At 54.5% G+C, this 18,826-nt stretch carries 16 protein-coding genes; 6 read left to right on the forward strand and 10 right to left on the reverse strand.

From position 1 onward, the window contains the following. Positions 1 to 6: 6 nt before the first annotated feature. The 6 genes from G163CM_RS02220 to G163CM_RS02245 all read right to left on the reverse strand — a co-directional run bounded on the left by G163CM_RS02220 (position 7) and on the right by G163CM_RS02245 (position 7,874). Positions 7 to 1,800 carry an extracellular solute-binding protein gene (locus tag G163CM_RS02220; RefSeq protein ID WP_420851434.1) on the reverse strand — a complete coding sequence of 598 codons (1,794 nt, stop codon included), beginning with the start codon at positions 1,798 to 1,800 and terminating at the stop codon, positions 7 to 9. A gap of 70 nt (positions 1,801 to 1,870) precedes the next feature. After that, positions 1,871 to 3,436: a cyclic di-GMP phosphodiesterase gene (locus G163CM_RS02225; protein WP_231826714.1), complete on the reverse strand. Its 1,566-nt coding sequence runs from the start codon at positions 3,434 to 3,436 to the stop codon at positions 1,871 to 1,873. A gap of 121 nt (positions 3,437 to 3,557) precedes the next feature. Continuing rightward, positions 3,558 to 4,130, reverse strand: a complete 573-nt coding sequence (gene mepS, locus G163CM_RS02230; protein WP_231826716.1) for a bifunctional murein DD-endopeptidase/murein LD-carboxypeptidase — start codon at positions 4,128 to 4,130, stop codon at positions 3,558 to 3,560. A 413-nt stretch (positions 4,131 to 4,543) separates the two neighbouring features. Then, a complete protein-coding gene (locus G163CM_RS02235) occupies positions 4,544 to 5,260 on the reverse strand; it encodes a phosphatase PAP2 family protein (RefSeq protein ID WP_231826717.1) in 717 nt (238 codons plus the stop codon). Between the two features lie 44 nt (positions 5,261 to 5,304). Continuing rightward, positions 5,305 to 6,282: a CobW family GTP-binding protein gene (locus G163CM_RS02240; protein ID WP_231826718.1), complete on the reverse strand. Its 978-nt coding sequence runs from the start codon at positions 6,280 to 6,282 to the stop codon at positions 5,305 to 5,307. Between the two features lie 122 nt (positions 6,283 to 6,404). Next, positions 6,405 to 7,874 carry a mannitol dehydrogenase family protein gene (locus G163CM_RS02245; protein WP_231826719.1) on the reverse strand — a complete coding sequence of 490 codons (1,470 nt, stop codon included), beginning with the start codon at positions 7,872 to 7,874 and terminating at the stop codon, positions 6,405 to 6,407. A gap of 205 nt (positions 7,875 to 8,079) precedes the next feature. Here G163CM_RS02245 and uxuA point away from each other — a divergent pair, with 205 nt between their 5' ends. Then, positions 8,080 to 9,270 (forward strand): mannonate dehydratase, encoded by a 1,191-nt coding sequence (uxuA, locus tag G163CM_RS02250; RefSeq protein ID WP_231826721.1) that lies wholly within the window; start codon positions 8,080 to 8,082, stop codon positions 9,268 to 9,270. Between the two features lie 175 nt (positions 9,271 to 9,445). On the opposite strand, the gene yeiP is transcribed toward uxuA, so the two are convergent. Beyond that, positions 9,446 to 10,018: an elongation factor P-like protein YeiP gene (gene yeiP / locus G163CM_RS02255; protein ID WP_015963720.1), complete on the reverse strand. Its 573-nt coding sequence runs from the start codon at positions 10,016 to 10,018 to the stop codon at positions 9,446 to 9,448. A 150-nt stretch (positions 10,019 to 10,168) separates the two neighbouring features. Between yeiP and G163CM_RS02260 the strand changes: the two genes are divergently transcribed. Continuing rightward, the gene (locus G163CM_RS02260; RefSeq protein ID WP_231828314.1) at positions 10,169 to 10,423 is read left to right on the forward strand and encodes a YkgJ family cysteine cluster protein; all 255 of its coding nucleotides are present in this window, start codon (positions 10,169 to 10,171) and stop codon (positions 10,421 to 10,423) included. Here G163CM_RS02260 and setB read toward each other — a convergent pair. Next, positions 10,420 to 11,601, reverse strand: coding sequence for a sugar efflux transporter SetB (gene setB, locus G163CM_RS02265; RefSeq protein ID WP_231826723.1), 1,182 nt, complete (start codon positions 11,599 to 11,601; stop codon positions 10,420 to 10,422). The genes G163CM_RS02260 and setB overlap by 4 nt on opposite strands. 370 nt (positions 11,602 to 11,971) lie before the next feature. Here setB and fruB point away from each other — a divergent pair, with 370 nt between their 5' ends. From fruB to fruA, 3 genes are read left to right on the forward strand one after another with little or no spacing between them, the layout of a single operon-like run. Continuing rightward, positions 11,972 to 13,102: a fused PTS fructose transporter subunit IIA/HPr protein gene (gene fruB, locus G163CM_RS02270; RefSeq protein ID WP_231826724.1), complete on the forward strand. Its 1,131-nt coding sequence runs from the start codon at positions 11,972 to 11,974 to the stop codon at positions 13,100 to 13,102. Beyond that, on the forward strand, positions 13,103 to 14,041 hold the full coding sequence (fruK, locus tag G163CM_RS02275; protein ID WP_015963724.1) for a 1-phosphofructokinase: 939 nt from the start codon (positions 13,103 to 13,105) through the stop codon (positions 14,039 to 14,041). It begins immediately after the preceding gene. A gap of 16 nt (positions 14,042 to 14,057) precedes the next feature. Continuing rightward, entirely contained in the window at positions 14,058 to 15,743 is a 1,686-nt protein-coding gene (gene fruA, locus G163CM_RS02280; protein WP_231826726.1) for a PTS fructose transporter subunit IIBC, read from the forward strand. 48 nt (positions 15,744 to 15,791) lie between these two features. Here fruA and nfo read toward each other — a convergent pair whose 3' ends face one another. Both nfo and G163CM_RS02290 read right to left on the reverse strand, forming a co-directional pair. Continuing rightward, a complete protein-coding gene (nfo, locus tag G163CM_RS02285) occupies positions 15,792 to 16,649 on the reverse strand; it encodes a deoxyribonuclease IV (RefSeq protein WP_231826727.1) in 858 nt (285 codons plus the stop codon). Between the two features lie 80 nt (positions 16,650 to 16,729). Continuing rightward, the gene (locus G163CM_RS02290) at positions 16,730 to 17,779 is read right to left on the reverse strand and encodes a YeiH family protein (RefSeq protein ID WP_015963727.1); all 1,050 of its coding nucleotides are present in this window, start codon (positions 17,777 to 17,779) and stop codon (positions 16,730 to 16,732) included. A 118-nt stretch (positions 17,780 to 17,897) separates the two neighbouring features. Between G163CM_RS02290 and yieE the strand changes: the two genes are divergently transcribed. Beyond that, positions 17,898 to 18,767 (forward strand): DNA-binding transcriptional regulator YeiE, encoded by an 870-nt coding sequence (yieE, locus tag G163CM_RS02295; RefSeq protein WP_231826728.1) that lies wholly within the window; start codon positions 17,898 to 17,900, stop codon positions 18,765 to 18,767. Positions 18,768 to 18,826 lie beyond the last annotated feature (59 nt).

Consider the following 18,826-nt stretch of genomic DNA (forward strand, 5'->3'; position numbering starts at 1 on the left):
TTCTCCTTAACGCCGGGCGTCCGGCAGTTTCGCCGCTTTATTGACGTCATACCACCAGTTATCAAAGCCGCTGGCATAGAGTGGGCGAATCGGCGGATGCGAGAATTTATCCCAGTATGCGACGTGATCTTCCGCCATATACCACATCGGCAGCATGTAAAAATTCCAGGTTAAGACGCGATCCAGCGCGCGGCCCAGCGGCAGCAATTTTTTCTCGTCACCTTTCACCTGAATTATCTGGTTGATCAGCGAGTCAACGACCGGGCTGGCGACGCCGGGCGCGTTATAGGTTGAGTTGATGTACTCGGATGACCAGGAAATTTGCAAATCGGAGCTGGGCCACGGCGTCGCGCGCCACAGGCTTGGCATCATGTCGTAATCGCGTTTACGCAAGCGGCTGAGCAACTGAGAGTTATCCACCTGGCGAATAGACATATCGACGCCGAGGCGTTTCAGATTGCGCTGGAACGGCAGCACCCACTGGTTATTACCGCCAGAGGCGACCAGCAGTTCGAAGCGCAGCGGCTGGCCGGTTTTTTCATTCACCCGCTGTTGGTCTTTCAACACCCAACCGGCGTGGGTAAGCAGATCGCCCGCCTTCAGCAGGTTTTGGCGGTTTGCACCATCACCGTTTGAGACCGGTGGCTGATAAATGGTGGTGAAGACTTCAGGTGGAAGGTCCTTTTTCATCGGCGCCAGTAGCGTGAGTTCTTCGGCATTCGGATAATGGCGTGCCGCGTACTCTGTATTCTGGAAATAGCTGGCAGGGCGGCTGTAGGCGTTATAAAACAGCGCTTTGTTCATCCATTCAAAATCAAAGGCCATGCTGATGGCTTCGCGTACCTGACGATCGGCAAAGACGGGGCGCTGGATATTAAATGCCAGCCAGCGTGTGTCCTGGGCGGCCTCATTTTTTTGTGCTTCTTTAACGATATAGCCACTGGCGAAATTCTTGCCGATGTAGCGCGTGGCCCAGTTTTTGGCGCTGCTTTCGTTACGCAGATCGAACGCGCCCGCTTTAAACGCCTCAAAGGCGACATTGTCATCGAGGTAATAGTCGTAGCGCAGCGTATCGAAATTCCAGCGGCCACGGTTGACGGGCAAATTCGCACCCCAGTAATTTTTCTCACGCGAATAGACAATATATTGCCCCAATCGCCAGTCGGTAATGCGATAGGGGCCGCTGGCGAGCGGTGGGGTAGAGAGCGGATCGCTTAGCTTATGGTCGCGCCAGAATTTCTCTGGCATCACCGGTAAGGAGAAGAGGCTTAACATATCCTCTTTGCCCGGTTTTGCCAGCTCGAAACGTACCGTAAGCGGCGCAATGGCTTTGACCGTCGTGCCTTTGTAGACCAAACGGAATTGCGGCACCCCTTCGGTCATAAACTTGTGAAAGGTAAATTCGACGTCGCGGGCGGTGATGGGCGTTCCATCATGAAAGCGGGCCTGCGGGTTCATGCTGACTTCAACCCACGAGTAATCATCGGCATAGCGGGCGCTTTCGGCAATCAGCGGATAGTAGCTTCCCGGTTCATCATCGGAGGTGGTGAAAAGGGCATCGTAGAGCGATTCTGTACGCACGCCAGGATTGCCGCGTAGTGCATAACGGTTGAAGTTATCAAAAGTACCAATGGATGAGAGCGTGATCGTGCCGCCTTTTGGGGCAGCCGGGTTGACGTAATCGAAGTGATTAAAGTTAATGGCATACTTCGGCTCGCCGATTACGGCAAATGCGTAACTCTCTTTAATCGTCTGTGCGCCGAGGGAAAAACTGCTCAGCGCCAACAGCACGAGACACATGCGCACAAATATCACCGGGTTACCTTCCCTTTATGATCCGTTCCTGATGTCCTTGAATCATAATTGACCCTTAGCGGCTTGTGAAATATTTCGCAGGCTCATTATGTGCCTCAACAAGCTGAGTGAGCGTGAGCGGGCGGCTTATCCAGTAGCCTTGCAGGAAATCCACACCGTGATCGCGCAGCCAGGCAGCCTGCTCCTGCGTCTCTACGCCTTCTGCGACGGTCACCAGATTCAGACGGTGGGTGAGCGTCAGTACCGTATCCAGCACCGGTGAGGTGACCGTTTCCATCCCAATGGCGTTAACAAAGCCGCGGTCGATTTTCAGGTAATCCAGCGTAAAGCGCTCAAGATAAATCAACGCGCTATGACCGGTACCGAAATCGTCAATGGCAATCTCGATGCCTTCGCCATGCAGCCACTCAAACAGCTTGATCGCCTGTTTCTCGTTGAGCATGTCGCGCTCGGTCACCTCAAGCACCACCGAGAAATAATTCTCAGGCAGGCTGGCAAGCAGTTCGCGAATATCCTGTTTGAAGCTCTCTGCGTGCAGATGATTGGGCGAGATGTTGATCCCAAGCTTCGTCCCGGGTGGCAGGATTTTTTGCAGCGCAGGCGCATCTTTGGCGATTAACGCGAAAAGGTGGCGGGTCAGGGGAACAATCAGGTTTTGCCCTTCAGCAAAGCTGATGAAGGCGTCTGGCGGAATGTTGCCCGCCACCGGATGCGTCCAGCGCATCAGCACCTCTACGCCGCCAATATGTAAATCGCTGGCGTGCACCACTGGCTGGTAAACAACGTAGAACTGTTCCCGATTGATTGCGGAAAGAATTTCGCGGCCAGGGCGCATCCTTATGGTCATGACATAGGCGCACAGGATGCCAGTCAGCAGGCCGCACATTGCCCCAAGCAGCAGAGCATAAAGCAGATTGTCCGTGGCGACTTCGTTGCCATAAAGATAAATCTCCAGCGGAACGCCGTTGATTTTAGCCCGCCGGATGGGCGTGTTTTCGATACTCGTCAGCGCCACAGGCTGGTGGTTAAACGTCGAAATTGCCGTCTGATTATTAATGACCAGGGCAACACCGCTGTACTGGCTCTGTCTGGATGAATTCAGAATCCAGGGCATCAGATTCGCGTTGATAGAGGTAAACACACCCCGGTCGGCCAACAGTGGGCTTCGGTCCCAGAGAATAAACGCCGGGCGGTGGGGCATCATGGGCGTGCCGGGTAAAATCGCCATCGCCTGGTTTTGTGAAAGGTCGAGAGAAGGCACGAGATCTTTAATCGCAATATCCAGCGGACCCGTGGCCGATGAACAAAACGCATGGCCCTCTTTCACCAGCAGAAAGGCGCGAATATTGAGGCTGAAGGCGGCGCGCGAGGTGAGCTCGGAGGAGACATTCTCGCACGAGCTCATGGTTAACGGTTGCAGGGTGTCGATAGTATTAAGTACTTCGCCAAAGTAGCTATTGAGATAGGTCTTCAGCTCGGTGATGGTATTGTCAAACTGCTCAGTGCGTTTGTGGTAAGAGACAAGAAACTGAGTTCCGCCTGCCAACAGGGCAAAAAACACGCCAACCAGCAGGCTGGTGATGGCTATTCGGCGGCTTAACAGCGTTTTACGGCTTAGCATAAAGGATGCGTGTCTCGGTTATTTAAATCGGTTTCGCCAAATCATTGGAAAAAAAAAGCACTGCCAGAGCAGTGCTTTCTTATGCTTGCGGTCAATCAAGGGATACTGACGGCAAGTGAAATTAAGAGCGGCTTAATACTCGGCGCGCTTCATTATAGCGTTTATTCCAGTATGGCTCATTCATGCTGGAGATCGTTACACCGCTGCTGGTAGACGCGTGAACGAACTGATTATTACCGATATAGATGCCGACATGACGACCGGTAGAACCTGCACGGAACAGGACTAAATCGCCGGTGCGAAGCTGGCTGCGAGAAACGGATTTACCGGTTTCCTGCTGTTCCCACGTAGAACGCGGCAGCTCTAAACCAAATTGTTCGCGGAAGGTGCGCTGTACAAAGCTGGAGCAATCAACGCCGCGTTTGGTGTCACCGCCTAAACGATAACGAACGCCTTTCCAGCCTGCATACTGATCCATCAAACGTGATTTCACGTCGAGGTTGCGGACCATTGATTCAAATTCATCCTGAGAGGCTTGCAGTGACGAGGCATCGTTGGTGCCCACAGCATGCGTCTCAGAATGCATATTCCTGGCGGTGTCTTTTGTTGTGCTACAGGCAGAAAGCAGAACCGCAACTGCTACTGCTGGAATCGCTCGCAAGATATATCTCAAAATTGGTTGAGATTTGACCATTTTATGTGTTTTCCCTTGAAGTCCTTAACGACAATGTCGTTATAAAAAATGCCAAACGCGTCTGAGACTAAATACACGCTAACAATGAGACAATTCTTTAAAGTCAGATCTGTGGACTAGCGCACAAATTTATTCACTATGAGAATAATTGCTCATTATTGGCAAACGCGATTGAGATTACCCGATTGACAAAGGCATTGCGAGCGGTTTTATAGGATTTCTTATAAGAAAATGTGATACAGAAAGTTAAAATTTGTGAATGCGTAAAATAGTGTCAATTTAGCCTGAAAAATAGGCAACTCACTCATTCATAAGGCGAATATTTTGTGTCGAAAATGGTCAGGAGAATGATTCATCGGTCAAAACAAATCGGGGATCTAAAACGATCCCCGATGACAAATTTATAACGAACGTTATTTATTTTCGGATTGCGTCATATTGAACCGCGGAAGATAGCGTTCAAAAAGCGCTATTGCTTTATCACTGAGCGGCGTCATCAATACCCACGGGATGCCAATCAACACCGCGGTCAGTGACCCGACGGCAATATCGGTAAACCAGTGTGCGCCAATCATTACGCGCGGGAAGGCAAAAATCACGAAAATAGCCAGCGCAATGGCAAACGCTTTTCTGCCGAAATAACGCCACATGAATGTCGAGAAAATGAGCAGCATCATGCCATGGTCGCCAGGGAAACTATCTCGCGAGGCATCCTTGGTTGAGATGTGCAAATAATCGCTCACCCGATGGGTATCCGGGAAAAATAGCGTTGGGCTGGCGCGCTTAACCGGCATTAAATTCTGCGCCAGCTGGTTAATAATCACCGCGGCAAGCAGCATCACCAGGCCAATGATAATAATCCGCCGACGACCTGCGGCATCCTCTTTTAGCCAGAAGCTCAGCATCAGGCAGCCCATCGCCAGCAGCGAGCAGCCATCAAAGGCGCGGTTGTTGGTAATAGCGAGGAACCACTGATAGACGCGGCTCTCATCGAGGCCGTGATTAAAGAAGTGGAAAATCGCGGAATCAACATTAAACCAGACGCCATGGTTGGGCGGCAGGAACCAGCATAAAAAGAGCGCTATGCCCGCAGCATTCAGCAGCAGGATTAACGGATATCGCGTTTTCATTTTTTCATCACCTTAATTCAACAACGACCGCAACCTTAGCCCTTTCACGCTAAACGGAGCTTCAACAGAGTTGTTTGCAGCGCATTCCAGTCGGCATCTGCATCATTAATCAGCTCAATGCGACTGTCCGGCGGCGCGACGCTCTGCGTTTCAATGTGCAGATCAGCGCCCTGGCGGTTGATTCGCACCAGCCCCTCAGGAATACGCATGACCGCTTTGACGCGTTGCACGGGAGCCAGACGCGCCCACTCGAGGATGCCCACCGTGTCGAAGGTGGTGTCGGCGTCGAATATCCAGCCGCAGGATTGATAGCCCTGGCCGCTGTTCAGGCTGCGACGCCAGCGTTGATGCTCCGGCAGGCTGAGCGCCGCGAGCCCTTTTTTCTCCGGATGCGCGTGTGAGTGTGCGGCGCTTGTGGGAAGTTCGGCGAGGTTGCTGCGCGGCTGGTCGAGCAGGGCGATATCAATATTACCCTGTGTGGCATTCACTTGCTGGCGCGCGCCGCCGTACTGCTGCCACCAGCGTTCCAGTGCCTGCTCGCTTTCCGCTGTTGCGCGATCGCCTTTATTGGCGATGATAATATCGGCGGCGGCGAGCTGGTCGCGGAAGTTCTCGTTCAGAACCACTTTTTCATCCAGCAGCTGACGCGGGTCAAGCACACAGAGCGTCGCGCGCAGGTCGATCCACGGCTCGTAGACCGCGGCGGTGAGAATATCGAGGATCTGTTTGGGGTGACCCAGCCCGGTGGGCTCAATGAGCAGACGGTCGGGCTTTCCCTGACGCAGCAGCGTATTCAGGCCCACCTGCATCGGCAAACCATTCACACAACACATACAACCGCCGGGGATCTCTTTGAGCAGCGCACCGCTATCGGCCAGCAGCGCGCCATCAATGCCCACTTCGCCGAACTCATTTACCAGCACCGCCCACTTCTCATCGGCGGGCTTATTGGCCAGCAGATGGAGGATGGAGGTGGTTTTACCGCTACCGAGAAAACCGGTTATCAGGTTGGTCTTTGTCACGAAAACTCCAGAATAAAAATCTGCAACGTTGCTACGATTGCATTCATCCTGGCGAAAAGGTGATGAAAAGAGAAGTAATTCGCGAAGAGAAATGATTTCTCTTCGCATAAAAGCAGAAATTGTTAACTATTCAGGGTGGTGATGATTGCCTGACGCGCGCCGGTTTGTACCAGCCGCTGCCACGCCTGCTGGACGTTTTCGACAAACGTCGCGTTATGCGGCAGGTCAGTACCAAAGATTTCACTGAGCGTTAGCAGGGCGACAACGCGTTCGTCGTCACGGCTGTTGGCAACAATCCGGGCGATCTTCTCCGACAGCGGATCGCGGATATCAATTTTTTCACCCGCATCGTCGATGCCGCTGACGTAGCGCATCCAGCCCGCGACGCCTAATGCCAGCAGCGGCCACGCGGTGCCCTGCGCCAGGTGTACGCGAATGCCATCCAGCAGGCGCTGCGGCAGCTTCTGGCTACCGTCCATCGCGATTTGCCAGGTGCGATGCTTCAGCGCCGGGTTGCTAAACCGGGTAATCAGGCTGTCGGCATAAGCGCCTAAGTCTACATCGGTAATCTTCAGCGTGGGGGCTTGCTCCGTCATCATTAAGCGATGCGCCGCGAGGCGGAAATCGGCGTCCTGCATGCAGTCGCTGATATGCTGATAGCCCGCCAGATAGCCCAGATATGCCAGGAACGAGTGGCTGCCATTAAGCATGCGCAACTTCATCTCTTCCCACGGCAACACATCATCAACCAGCTGCGCCCCGGCGATTTCCCATGCCGGGCGGCCCGCCACAAAGTTATCTTCAATAACCCACTGGATAAACGGCTCACAACTGATCGCACAGGGATCATTCACGCCGCCCAGCTCATTGGTGATTTCTGCAAGCGACGCGTCGGTGGCCGCCGGAACGATGCGATCAACCATGGTGCCGGGGAAGGTGACATGCGTAGCTATCCACTCTGCCAGGGCCGGATCGCGCTGTTTTGCCATGCCCAGCACGGCGTTTTTCACCACGTGACCGTTGTCCGGAATATTGTCGCAGGAGAGAACCGTAAAAGCGGAAAGCCCGCGTTCGCGACGGCGGTGCAGGGCTTCGACCAGGATACCCGGCGCAGAGTGGGGCTCCTGCGGATGGTCGAGATCGTGCGCGATGCGTGGCTGATTCACATCCAGTTGCCCGGTCGCCGGGTCAATGCAGTAGCCTTTCTCGGTGATCGTCAGCGAAACAATTGCCACCTGCGGCTCGCAGAATTTCTCAATAATCGCCGCCAGCGAATCGAGTTTGGCGTTCAGACATTCATGCACTGCACCAATCACGATCGGTTGATTACCGTCGCCGCTTTTTTCCAGCACCGTGAACAGATGATCCTGCGCGCGAAGCTGGCTCATCAACAGGTCGCCGCTAAACAGGCTGATCTCGCAGATCCCCCAATCGCCGCCTTCGGCATTAAGCACCCGGTCAGTCAGCAGTGCCTGATGCGCGCGATGGAAGGCACCGAAACCAAAATGCACAATCCGCGAGCGCAGTGCTTTTCTATCATAATGAGGCAGTTGCACATTCTCAGGGAGCGTACTGTTGGCGATTGTTTTCATTGTTTACACGTCCGATTAACCAGTAATTAACAATGCCAGTGTAAAGTTATATGACAACAAATTGAATTGGTGTGCCGAATTTATCCGGGTAATGTGAGCCAGATCAATCATTGCGGGGGCCGTATTTGACCACTACGAATAAACATGTATGGTAGTCGTCATTAACGAACATTTTATTGGTATAACAAGTTGAGAGGTTGAGGCGATGGAACAAACATGGCGTTGGTATGGCCCAAATGATCCGGTTTCCCTTGATGATGTGCGTCAGGCTGGCGCAACAGGCGTCGTGACGGCGCTGCACCACATCCCGAATGGTCAGGTCTGGCCAGTCGAAGAAATTCAAAAACGTCAGGCGATGCTGGCGGAAAAAGGGCTGACCTGGTCTGTTGTTGAAAGTATACCGGTTCATGAAGATATCAAAACGCATTCCGGCGAGTACAAAACCTGGATTGCTAACTACCAGCAGAGCATTCGTAACCTGGCGACCTGCGGCATTGATACCGTGTGCTACAACTTTATGCCGATCCTTGACTGGACGCGTACGGACCTCGAATACACGCTGGAAGATGGTTCCAAAGCGCTGCGTTTCGATCAAATCGCGTTTGCTGCGTTTGAGCTGCACATCCTGAAGCGTGAAGGCGCACAAGCCGATTACACCGCCGAAGAGCAGCAGCAGGCGAAAGCCTATTTCGACGCCATGACCGCGGCGGACATTGAAAAACTGACCCGCAATATCATTGCTGGCCTGCCGGGCGCAGAAGAGGGCTATACCCTGGATCAGTTCCGTGCGCGTCTGGCTGAGTACGATCACATCAGCAAAGATCAACTGCGTGAAAACATGGCTGTCTTCCTGCGTGCGATTGTGCCGGTTGCAGAAGAAGTGGGCGTGCGCCTTGCGGTTCACCCGGACGATCCGCCGCGCCCGATCCTGGGCCTGCCGCGTATCGTTTCGACCATCGAAGATATGCAGTGGCTGAAAGAGACCGTCGACAGCATCAATAACGGCTTCACCATGTGCACCGGCTCTTATGGCGTACGCGCCGATAACGACCTGGTGAAAATGATTGAAACCTTCGGTGACCGTATTCACTTCACGCACCTGCGTTCTACTTGCCGTGAAGATAACCCGAAAACCTTCCACGAAGCTGCGCATTTGCAGGGCGATGTGAACATGGTTGCGGTGGTTGATGCGATTCTGACTGAAGAACAGCGTCGTAAGAAAGCCGGCGATTTGCGTCCGATTCCGATGCGTCCGGACCACGGCCATCAGATGCTTGACGATCTGAAAAAGAAAACCAACCCAGGTTACTCGGCGATTGGCCGCCTGAAAGGGCTGGCAGAAGTGCGCGGCGTTGAGATGGCGCTGAAAGCGACTAAGTTCCGCGATCTGCTGTAATTTGGTTTCAGAATATAAAAAGCCAGCTCATTGAGCTGGCTTTTTTACGTTAATGCGGGTTCTGCATTTTGCCGGGGGCGCTGCGCTTGCCCGGCCTACAAGTGACAACAATTTGATAAATTGCACCGACCTTGTAGGCCTGATAAGCGAAGCGCATCAGGCGAAGGCATCGCGATTAGTCCGCGCGACCCATATAGCGTTTTTCTTCAATATGAATACGGATTTTTTCGCCCGCGCTCAGGTATTCAGGAACCTGAATAACGAGGCCGGTGGTCAGCGTAGCCGGTTTGTTTCGTGCGCTTGCTGACGCGCCTTTAATGCCCGGTGCCGTTTCAACGATTTCCAGATCAACGGTCTGCGGCAGTTCCAGCGCCAGCAACTGGCCGTCCCACAGCAGAACCTGCATATCCGGCATGCCGCCTTCAGGAATGAACAGCAGCTCTTCTTCAATCTGATCTTTGGTGAAGGTGTACGGGGTATAGTCTTCTTTATCCATAAAGACGTATTCGTTGCCATCAACATAAGAGAAGTCAACAAAGCGGCGGTTCAGGGTTACGGTATCAAGCAGATCGTCGCCTTTAAAACGCTCTTCGACTTTCAGGCCGGTGCGCACATCGGAGAAACGCATTTTATACAGCGTTGCAGCGCCACGGGCGCTCGGTGACTGAATATCAATATCTTTTACAATCAGCAATTTGCCGTTGTAATTCAGCACCATACCTTTCTTAATTTCGTTCGCTCTTGGCATTGCAATTATCCTGTGTACAAGGGTGTCAAAAATATCGCGTAAAAGTACTCGCGACGGGGCTTTCAGGCAAGAGGAATTGAAGGGTTTTGCTATCTTCCGCTAAAAGGTGATACTGTGCGCGCCATTGCGCCCCTGATAAGAGTCTACATTATGGAATGTCGCCCGGATTGTGGGGCCTGCTGCATCGCGCCGTCTATCTCCAGCCCTATCCCTGGCATGCCAAATGGCAAGCCGGCTAACACTCCCTGCGTACAGCTTGACGAGCGTCAGCGTTGTAAGATTTTCACCTCTCCGCTGCGGCCTAACGTCTGTGCCGGACTTCAACCGTCCGCGGAGATGTGCGGTGCGAACCGCACAGAGGCAACCACATGGCTTCTGACCCTTGAAGCGCTAACGGCACCTTAAACGTCCTTCACGCGCATCAGACAGCCGCTGGTGATGACACACATCACCAGCGCTATCCAGAACACCGCATGATAACTCCAGATTTCCGCGACGACGCCGGCCAGCGACCCGGCGATGATCCAGCCGACGCGGGTGGTATTGGTGTACAGCGTGGTCGCTGAACCGGCCTGGCCCGGCATCAGATCCTGAAAATAGAGCATGCCAATACCGGCGAGAATACCAATGTAGATGGCGTTAAGAAGCTGTAAACCCAACAGTAAAAACGGGGTATGTACCGTCAGCATTCCGGCGTAGAACAGCAACCCACTTACGGCGGCGATACGCATTAAAAAGCGCTTACCAAAGCGTTTAGCGTAGTATCCGGCAATCAACATGGTTGGGATTTCGAGGCCTGCTGCCGTACCCATCATCACGCCCGCCAGTTTTTCCGGCAGATGTAACTCTTCAATAATAAACAGCGGCATATTAATGATGTACAGACTGTTGGTGCCCCACATCAGCGTGCAGATGGTAAACAACAGCAGGGCATCGCGGCGGTTAGTGCGCGGCGCTTCTATGTGTCCGGCAGTAGCGCCTTTACCTTTATGCATGCTGGGCAGTAAAAACCAGACGATGATACCACAGATAATAAAGGCCATCGCCGCGCTGAGATACATCACCGTAAAGCCAAAGCCCATCGCCAGCGCATAGGCCAGCGGCGGGCCAATAACCCAGGCGAGTGACACCTGTGCTCGCAGAATAGAGCTGAACATGACCGCTTCACGCCCTGTTTTATCCGCATGCTCGCGCGCAAGGGCGAACATTTGCGGGTTGGCGGTAGAGCCAAAACTGCTCAGAAAAACGCCGACAAACAGCAAAATAAAGTAGTTACGATTCCAGGCGAACAGCACGCAGGCGAGCACGCCCAGCAGGCAGCAAAACACGATCAGGCTTTTGCGATCGCCTTTGCGATCGGAACGCCCGGCCAGAAACTGGCTCACCAGGATGCCAATGACCGCGCTACCGGTAAAGAAGAAGCCAACCATCGCCGGACGCGCGTGGACTTCATTAGTCAGAAACAGGCTCAGGGTCGGCGTTTGCAACGCCCCGGCGATACCGGTTAAAAACGCGACAATCAGAAACGACGATGAGGTGAGATCAAACGAACGTCGGGGAGCGGCGGCAGAACTGTTTTGCATATCTCTTAATCGCTAGCGTGACAGGAGGCGGGAGTTTACGTCGCCACTCAGAAAATGAACAGTCATCTACATCAAATTCCGCACATAAAAATTAAAAAGCCATTTCAAAATAATTCTCACTCAAGCTGACGTTTGCTGACGCCTGAAATTCAGCCGATTAAGGTGTCAGCAGTTGTGGTATTAATGCTAATAAAATGTGCTGTAGATCTAACTTTAAACATCAGAAATTCAACTTATCTTGCAGGCTGGTTAAGAAAGGGACAGACTCCATTGAAACGTTTCAGCGTCATCTGACCTTTCTTTCGGCATAAGGTGACGCCTTTTTTCTCATGTTAGCTGAAACGATTCAATTCAGCAGGAGAGGAGAACCATGTTCCAGTTATCTGTTCAGGATATTCATCCCGGTCAGCAGGCCGCGGATAAAGAAGAGGCTATTCGGCAGGTTGCTTCAGCGCTGGTCAGTGCGGGCAACGTGGCGGAAGGCTACGTCGCCGGGATGCTGGCGCGCGAGCAACAAACGTCCACTTTCTTAGGCAATGGCATCGCCATTCCGCACGGCACCACCGACACGCGCGACCAGGTGCTGAAAACCGGCGTCCAGGTTTATCAGTTTCCGCAGGGCGTGACCTGGGGCGAAGGGCAAACGGCGTATGTCGCTATCGGTATCGCCGCGAGCTCAGATGAACACCTGGGTTTGCTGCGTCAGCTGACGCACGTGCTGAGCGATGACTCGGTTGCTGAACAGCTGAAAAGCGCGACCACCGCTGAAGAGCTGCGTGCGTTGCTGATGGGCGAAAAGCAGAGCGAATCGCTGAAGCTTGATAACGACACCCTGTCGCTGGATGTTGCGGCAAACGACCTGGTGACGTTGCAGGCGCTGAACGCCGCGCGTCTGAAAGAGGCCGGTGCGGTGGATAGCGCTTTTGTCGCGCACGCCATTAACGAGCAGCCGCTGAATCTCGGTCAGGGTATCTGGCTGAGCGATGGTGTAAACGGCAACCTGCGTAGCGCCGTGGCGGTTAGCCGTGCGGCGAACCCGGTCAGCGTTGGCGAATCTCAGGCCGCGATGTTGATTACCGTGGCAATGGCTGACGATCAACCGACAGCCGTGCTTAGCCGACTGAGCAATCTGCTGCTGGAAAATAAAGCTGAACGTCTGCTGAAAGCCGATGCCGCCACCGTGCTGGCGCTGCTGACCAGCGACGATGCGGCAGCGGAAGACGTATTAAGCGAAGAATTTGTGGTGCGCAACGAGCATGGTTTACATGCACGTCCGGGCACTATGTTAGTCAATACAATCAAACAGTTCAGCAGTGATATCACCGTCACCAACCTTGATGGCAGCGGTAAACCGGCGAACGGTCGTAGTTTGATGAAAGTCGTCGCACTCGGCGTGAAGAAAGGCCATCGCCTGCGCTTCACCGCTCAGGGGGACGATGCTCGTCAGGCACTGGACGCAATTGGAGAGGCGATCGCCTCTGGCCTCGGGGAGGGCGCATAAATGAGCAGACGCGTTGCAACAATCACACTGAATCCGGCCTACGATCTGGTTGGCTTCACGCCAGAAATTGAACGTGGCGAAGTTAACCTGGTACGCACTACCGGCCTGCACGCCGCAGGTAAAGGGATTAACGTTGCAAAAGTTCTGAAGGACCTGGGCATTGATGTCACCGTCGGCGGTTTCCTCGGCAAAGACAATCAGGACGGTTTTCAGCAACTGTTCAGCGAACTCGGTATTGCCAACCGCTTTCAGGTGGTGCAGGGCCGTACCCGCATTAACGTTAAGCTGACGGAAAAAGATGGCGAAGTCACCGACTTCAACTTCTCCGGTTTCGACGTGACCGCCGCAGACTGGGAACGTTTTGTTAACGACTCCCTGAGCTGGCTGGGCCAGTTCGACATGGTTTGCGTAAGCGGCAGCCTGCCCGCGGGCGTCAGCCCGGAAGCCTTTACTGATTGGATGACGCGCCTGCGCAGCCAGTGCCCGTGCATTATCTTCGACAGCAGCCGTGAAGCGCTGGTAGCGGGCCTGAAAGCCGCGCCGTGGCTGGTTAAACCGAACCGTCGCGAACTGGAAATCTGGGCGGGTCGCAAGCTGCCGGAAATGAAAGACGTGATCGACGCGGCTCACGCCCTGCGTGAACAGGGTATCGCCCATGTGGTGATCTCCCTCGGCGCAGAAGGCGCGCTGTGGGTGAATGCGTCTGGTGAGTGGATCGCTAAGCCGCCGTCAGTGGAAGTGGTCAGTACCGTTGGTGCAGGCGATTCCATGGTCGGTGGCCTGATTTACGGCCTGCTGATGCGTGAATCCAGCGAGCACACACTGCGTCTGGCGACGGCGGTGGCGGCACTGGCAGTCAGCCAGAGCAACGTCGGCATTACCGACCGTACCCAACTGGCGGCCATGATGGCGCGCGTTGACTTACAACCGTTTAATTAACAGCAGGAGAGAAATCATGAGAACGCTGCTGATTATTGATGCCGGACTCGGACAGGCTCGCGCCTATATGGCGAAAACCCTGCTGGGCGCGGCGGCGCAAAAAGCAAAGCTCGAACTGATTGATAACCCGAACGATGCGGAACTGGTGATTGTGCTGGGTTCTGCTCTTCCGGCGGACAACGCGCTGGCCGGGAAGAAAGTGTATCTGGGCGATATCAATCGCGCAGTTGCGCACCCGGAACTGTTCCTTGGCGAAGCGAAAGGCCATGCGCTGCCTTACGAAGCGCCTGCCATTGCGGCTCCGACAACCTCCGGCGCGGTAAAACGCATCGTGGCGGTAACGGCGTGCCCGACCGGTGTCGCGCACACCTTTATGGCGGCGGAAGCGATTGAAACTGAAGCCAAAAAACGCGGCATGTGGGTGAAGGTTGAAACCCGTGGTTCCGTGGGTGCAGGCAATGCCATCACCCCGGAAGAAGTTGAGCAGGCCGATTTAGTTATCGTGGCGGCGGATATCGAAGTGGACCTGGCGAAGTTCGCCGGTAAACCGATGTATCGCACCTCGACCGGTCTGGCGCTGAAGAAAACGGCGCAGGAGTTTGATAAAGCTGTTGCCGAAGCGAAGCCGTATCAACCGACCGGTCAAACTCAGGCTGCGGCCAGCGCGAAGAAAGAGGGCGGCGGCGCTTATCGCCACCTGCTGACCGGCGTTTCTTACATGCTGCCGATGGTGGTGGCGGGCGGCCTGTGTATCGCGCTCTCCTTTGCCTTTGGTATCAAAGCGTTTGAAGTGCCGGATACGCTGGCGGCTGCGCTGATGCAAATCGGCGGTGGTTCAGCCTTTGCCCTGATGGTTCCTGTTCTGGCGGGCTTCATTGCCTTCTCAATTGCTGACCGTCCTGGCCTGACGCCGGGTCTGATTGGCGGTATGTTAGCCGTGAGCACCGGTTCTGGCTTTATCGGCGGTATTATCGCGGGTTTCCTGGCCGGTTACGTTGCGAAAGCCATCAGTACGAAGCTGAAACTGCCGCCGAGCATGGAAGCGCTGAAACCGATTCTGATCATTCCATTGGTATCCAGCCTGATCGTTGGTCTGGCGATGATCTACCTGATCGGTAAACCGGTTGCCGGCATTCTGGCGGGCCTGACACACTGGCTGCAAACCATGGGTACGGCGAATGCTGTCCTGCTGGGCGCAATCCTCGGCGGTATGATGTGTACCGACATGGGCGGCCCGGTGAACAAAGCGGCTTATGCGTTCGGCGTTGGTCTGCTCAGTACGCAAACCTACGCGCCGATGGCGGCAATTATGGCCGCAGGCATGGTGCCACCGCTGGCGATGGGCGTTGCCACGCTGGTTGCGCGTAACAAGTTCGATAAAGGTCAGCGCGAAGGTGGTAAAGCGGCGCTGGTGCTGGGTCTGTGCTTCATCTCCGAAGGGGCAATTCCTTTCGCCGCGCGTGACCCGATGCGTGTTCTGCCATGCTGTATCGTTGGTGGGGCAATCACCGGCGCTATCTCCATGGCGGTAGGCGCAAAACTGATGGCGCCGCACGGCGGTCTGTTTGTTCTGCTTATCCCTGGCGCAATCACGCCGGTTCTGGGTTATCTGCTGGCGATTGTGGCGGGTACGCTGGTGGCGGGCTTGTCCTACGCGGTGCTGAAACGCGCTGACGCGGAAGGGGTAGTGAAAGCGGCGTAAGCACGTTCTTAAAGATAAAAAGGGCCGATTTTTCGGCCCTTTTGTATATCAGGCTTCTGCCGTTTCAGTCTGCTGCGCTTTCAGCCACGCAATCTCTTCCGCCCAGATATCCGGGTTTGTGGTTTCCAGAATCAACGGAATACCGTCAAAACGGTTGTCCTGCATAATCCAGCGGAAGGCGTCGTGGCCGATATTGCCTTCACCGAGGCTGTTATGGCGGTCGACGCGGCTGCCGAAGGCGCTTTTCGCATCGTTGAGGTGCATCCCACGCAGGTAGTTAAAGCCCACGATACGCTCAAATTCGGCAAAGGTTTTTGCACATTCATCAGTGGTACGCAGATCGTAACCGGCGGCAAAGGCGTGGCAGGTATCAATGCAGACGCCGACGCGGGTTTTATCTTCTACGCCGTCGATGATGGCCGCGAGATGTTCGAATTTAAAACCGAGATTACTGCCCTGACCGGCGGTGTTTTCAATCACGGCGGTCACGCCTTCGGTTTGCGCCAGCGCGATGTTGATGGATTCAGCGATACGCGCCAGACACTTATCTTCATCTATTTGCATCAGGTGGCTGCCCGGGTGGAAGTTCAGCAGCGTCAGGCCAAGTTGCTGGCAACGGCTGAGCTCATCAATAAAGGCTTCGCGAGATTTTTCCAGCGCCTCTTCCACGGGGTGACCGAGGTTAATCAGATAGCTGTCGTGGGGGAGGATCTGCGCGGCGGTGTAGTGATATTTTTCGCAGGCCGCTTTGAAATCATCAATCACTTCTGTGGTGAGGGGGGCGGCGCGCCACTGGCGCTGATTTTTGGTGAACAGGGCGAAAGCGGTCGCTTCTAATTCTGCTGCACGAATGGCGGCGTTGGCTACGCCGCCGGAGGCGCTCACGTGCGCTCCAATGTATTTCATAACGACTCCTGTTAAACCCGCCAGAGGAGGGGAAAGCAAACCGTAATCATAGCGGGTTAACAGGGAGAAGTCGTGATGGATTATGCCATCAGGGCGTGGACCGCAAGGTTAATCGCACCACCGCCGACGATTAACCAGATGAACAACACCAGCGCCATCAGCATCGGTTTTGCGCCCGCTTTTTTCAGTGCGCTCACGTGGGTGGTTAAGCCCAGCGCCGCCATCGCCATCGCCAGCAGAACCGTATCCAGCGTCACCAGCACATCAACCACGGCTTTCGGCAACAGGTGGAAGGAGTTGAAAATCGCGACCACAATGAACAGCACCGCAAACCAGGGAATAGTGATTTTGCTTTTCTGACCGCTGCCCGCCGGCGCCAGCTGTTTTACGCGTGCTGCCAGGATAAGCAGGAACGGAGCCAGCATCATTACGCGCAGCATTTTCGAAATCACCGCCGCGTTTTCAGCTTCCGGGTTAATCGCATGACCCGCAGCAACCACCTGCGCCACTTCGTGCATGGTTGAACCAATATAGATACCGTACGTTTCCGGGCTGAACCAGTGTGCCAGCAGCGGGTACATCGCCGGGTAAAGGAAGATAGCCAGCGTACCGAAGATAACGACGGTCGCCACCGCCACGGTCACTTTACTCGCTTCTGCTTTTACTACCGGTTCCGTCGCCAGTACGGCCGCCGCACCGCAGATACTGCTACCCGCACCAATCAGCCAGCTGGTTTGTTTATCCAGGCCAAACACCTTTTGCCCCAACCAGCAGGCCAGTAAAAAGGTACTGGTTAACGTTAAGGCGTCGGTGGCAATTCCGCTGACACCCACTTCAGCAATTTGCGAAAAGGTCAGACGGAAGCCATAAAGAATAATACCGAGCCGCAGCAGGTGCTGTTTGGCGAACAGGACACCGCCGTCGCACGACTGCCAGATTTTAGGGTAAACCGTGTTACCGATGACCATCCCCAGCAGGATAGCCAGCGTTAAGGCACTGAAGCCTGCGCCTGAAATAGCGGGAATGCTCCCGGCCCACAGTGCTGCCCCGGTGATGACCGCGCTAAGCGCCAGCCCGGGGAGATAATGTCTTACAGTACGATGAGGTTCGCGTAATGTGATTTCTGCCATAACCTTCTCCTTTGTCTGGGCAAAAGATTACGCCGTGCTGGTTTAAAGATAAAATTGATTATATATTTATAATTAATCGTAATAACTGGTAAGCACCGATTCAACGGGCAGGAAAGATATGCATATCACGCTGCGACAGCTTGAAGTGTTCGCGGAAGTACTCAAAAGCGGTTCCACCACCCAGGCCTCGCAGATGCTGGCGTTGTCCCAATCTGCGGTCAGCGCGGCGTTGACCGATCTCGAAGGGCAACTCGGCGTGCAGCTTTTCGACCGCGTCGGTAAACGGTTGGTGGTGAATGAGCACGGGCGTCTGCTGTACCCGCGCGCGCTGGCATTGCTGGAGCAGGCAACCGAAATTGAGCAACTGTTCCGCGAAGATAACGGCGCCATCCGCGTCTACGCCAGTAGCACCATCGGTAACTATCTTTTGCCGGAAATGATCGGCCGCTATCGCCGGGATTTCCCTGATTTGCCCATTGAGCTTAGCGTCGGCAACAGTCAGGATGCCATTAATGCCGTGGCGGATTTTCGCGTCGATATCGGTTTTATCGAGGGGCCGTGTCATTCGGCGGATATCGTGGCGGAGCCCTGGCTGGAAGATGAGCTGGTGGTGTTTGCCGCACCCGATTCACCGTTGCTGGAAGGGGAGGTGACTCTCTCGCGTCTGTCGGCGCAGCCGTGGATTTTGCGCGAGAAAGGCTCCGGTACCCGCGAAATTGTCGATTATCTTCTGCTCTCGCATTTGCCGCAGTTCCGCCTCGGGATGGAGCTTGGCAACTCCGAAGCCATTAAACATGCGGTGCGCCACGGGCTGGGCATCAGCTGTTTGTCACGCCGGGTGATTGCCGAACAACTGGAAAGTGGAAAGCTGGTCGAAGTGACGGTGCCGTTGCCGGGGCTGAATCGCACGCTGTGGCGCATTCATCATCGGCAGAAGCATCTTTCAAATGCGTTACTGCGTTTTCTCTCGTACTGCACCATCTCATAGACTGCCGCAAGCTGGCGAGAAACTCGCCAGTAACCGCATGTACTGCTTTACTTATAATT

This window comes from Pseudocitrobacter corydidari, assembly GCF_021172065.1.
Taxonomy (GTDB): Bacteria; Pseudomonadota; Gammaproteobacteria; order Enterobacterales; family Enterobacteriaceae; genus Pseudocitrobacter; species Pseudocitrobacter corydidari.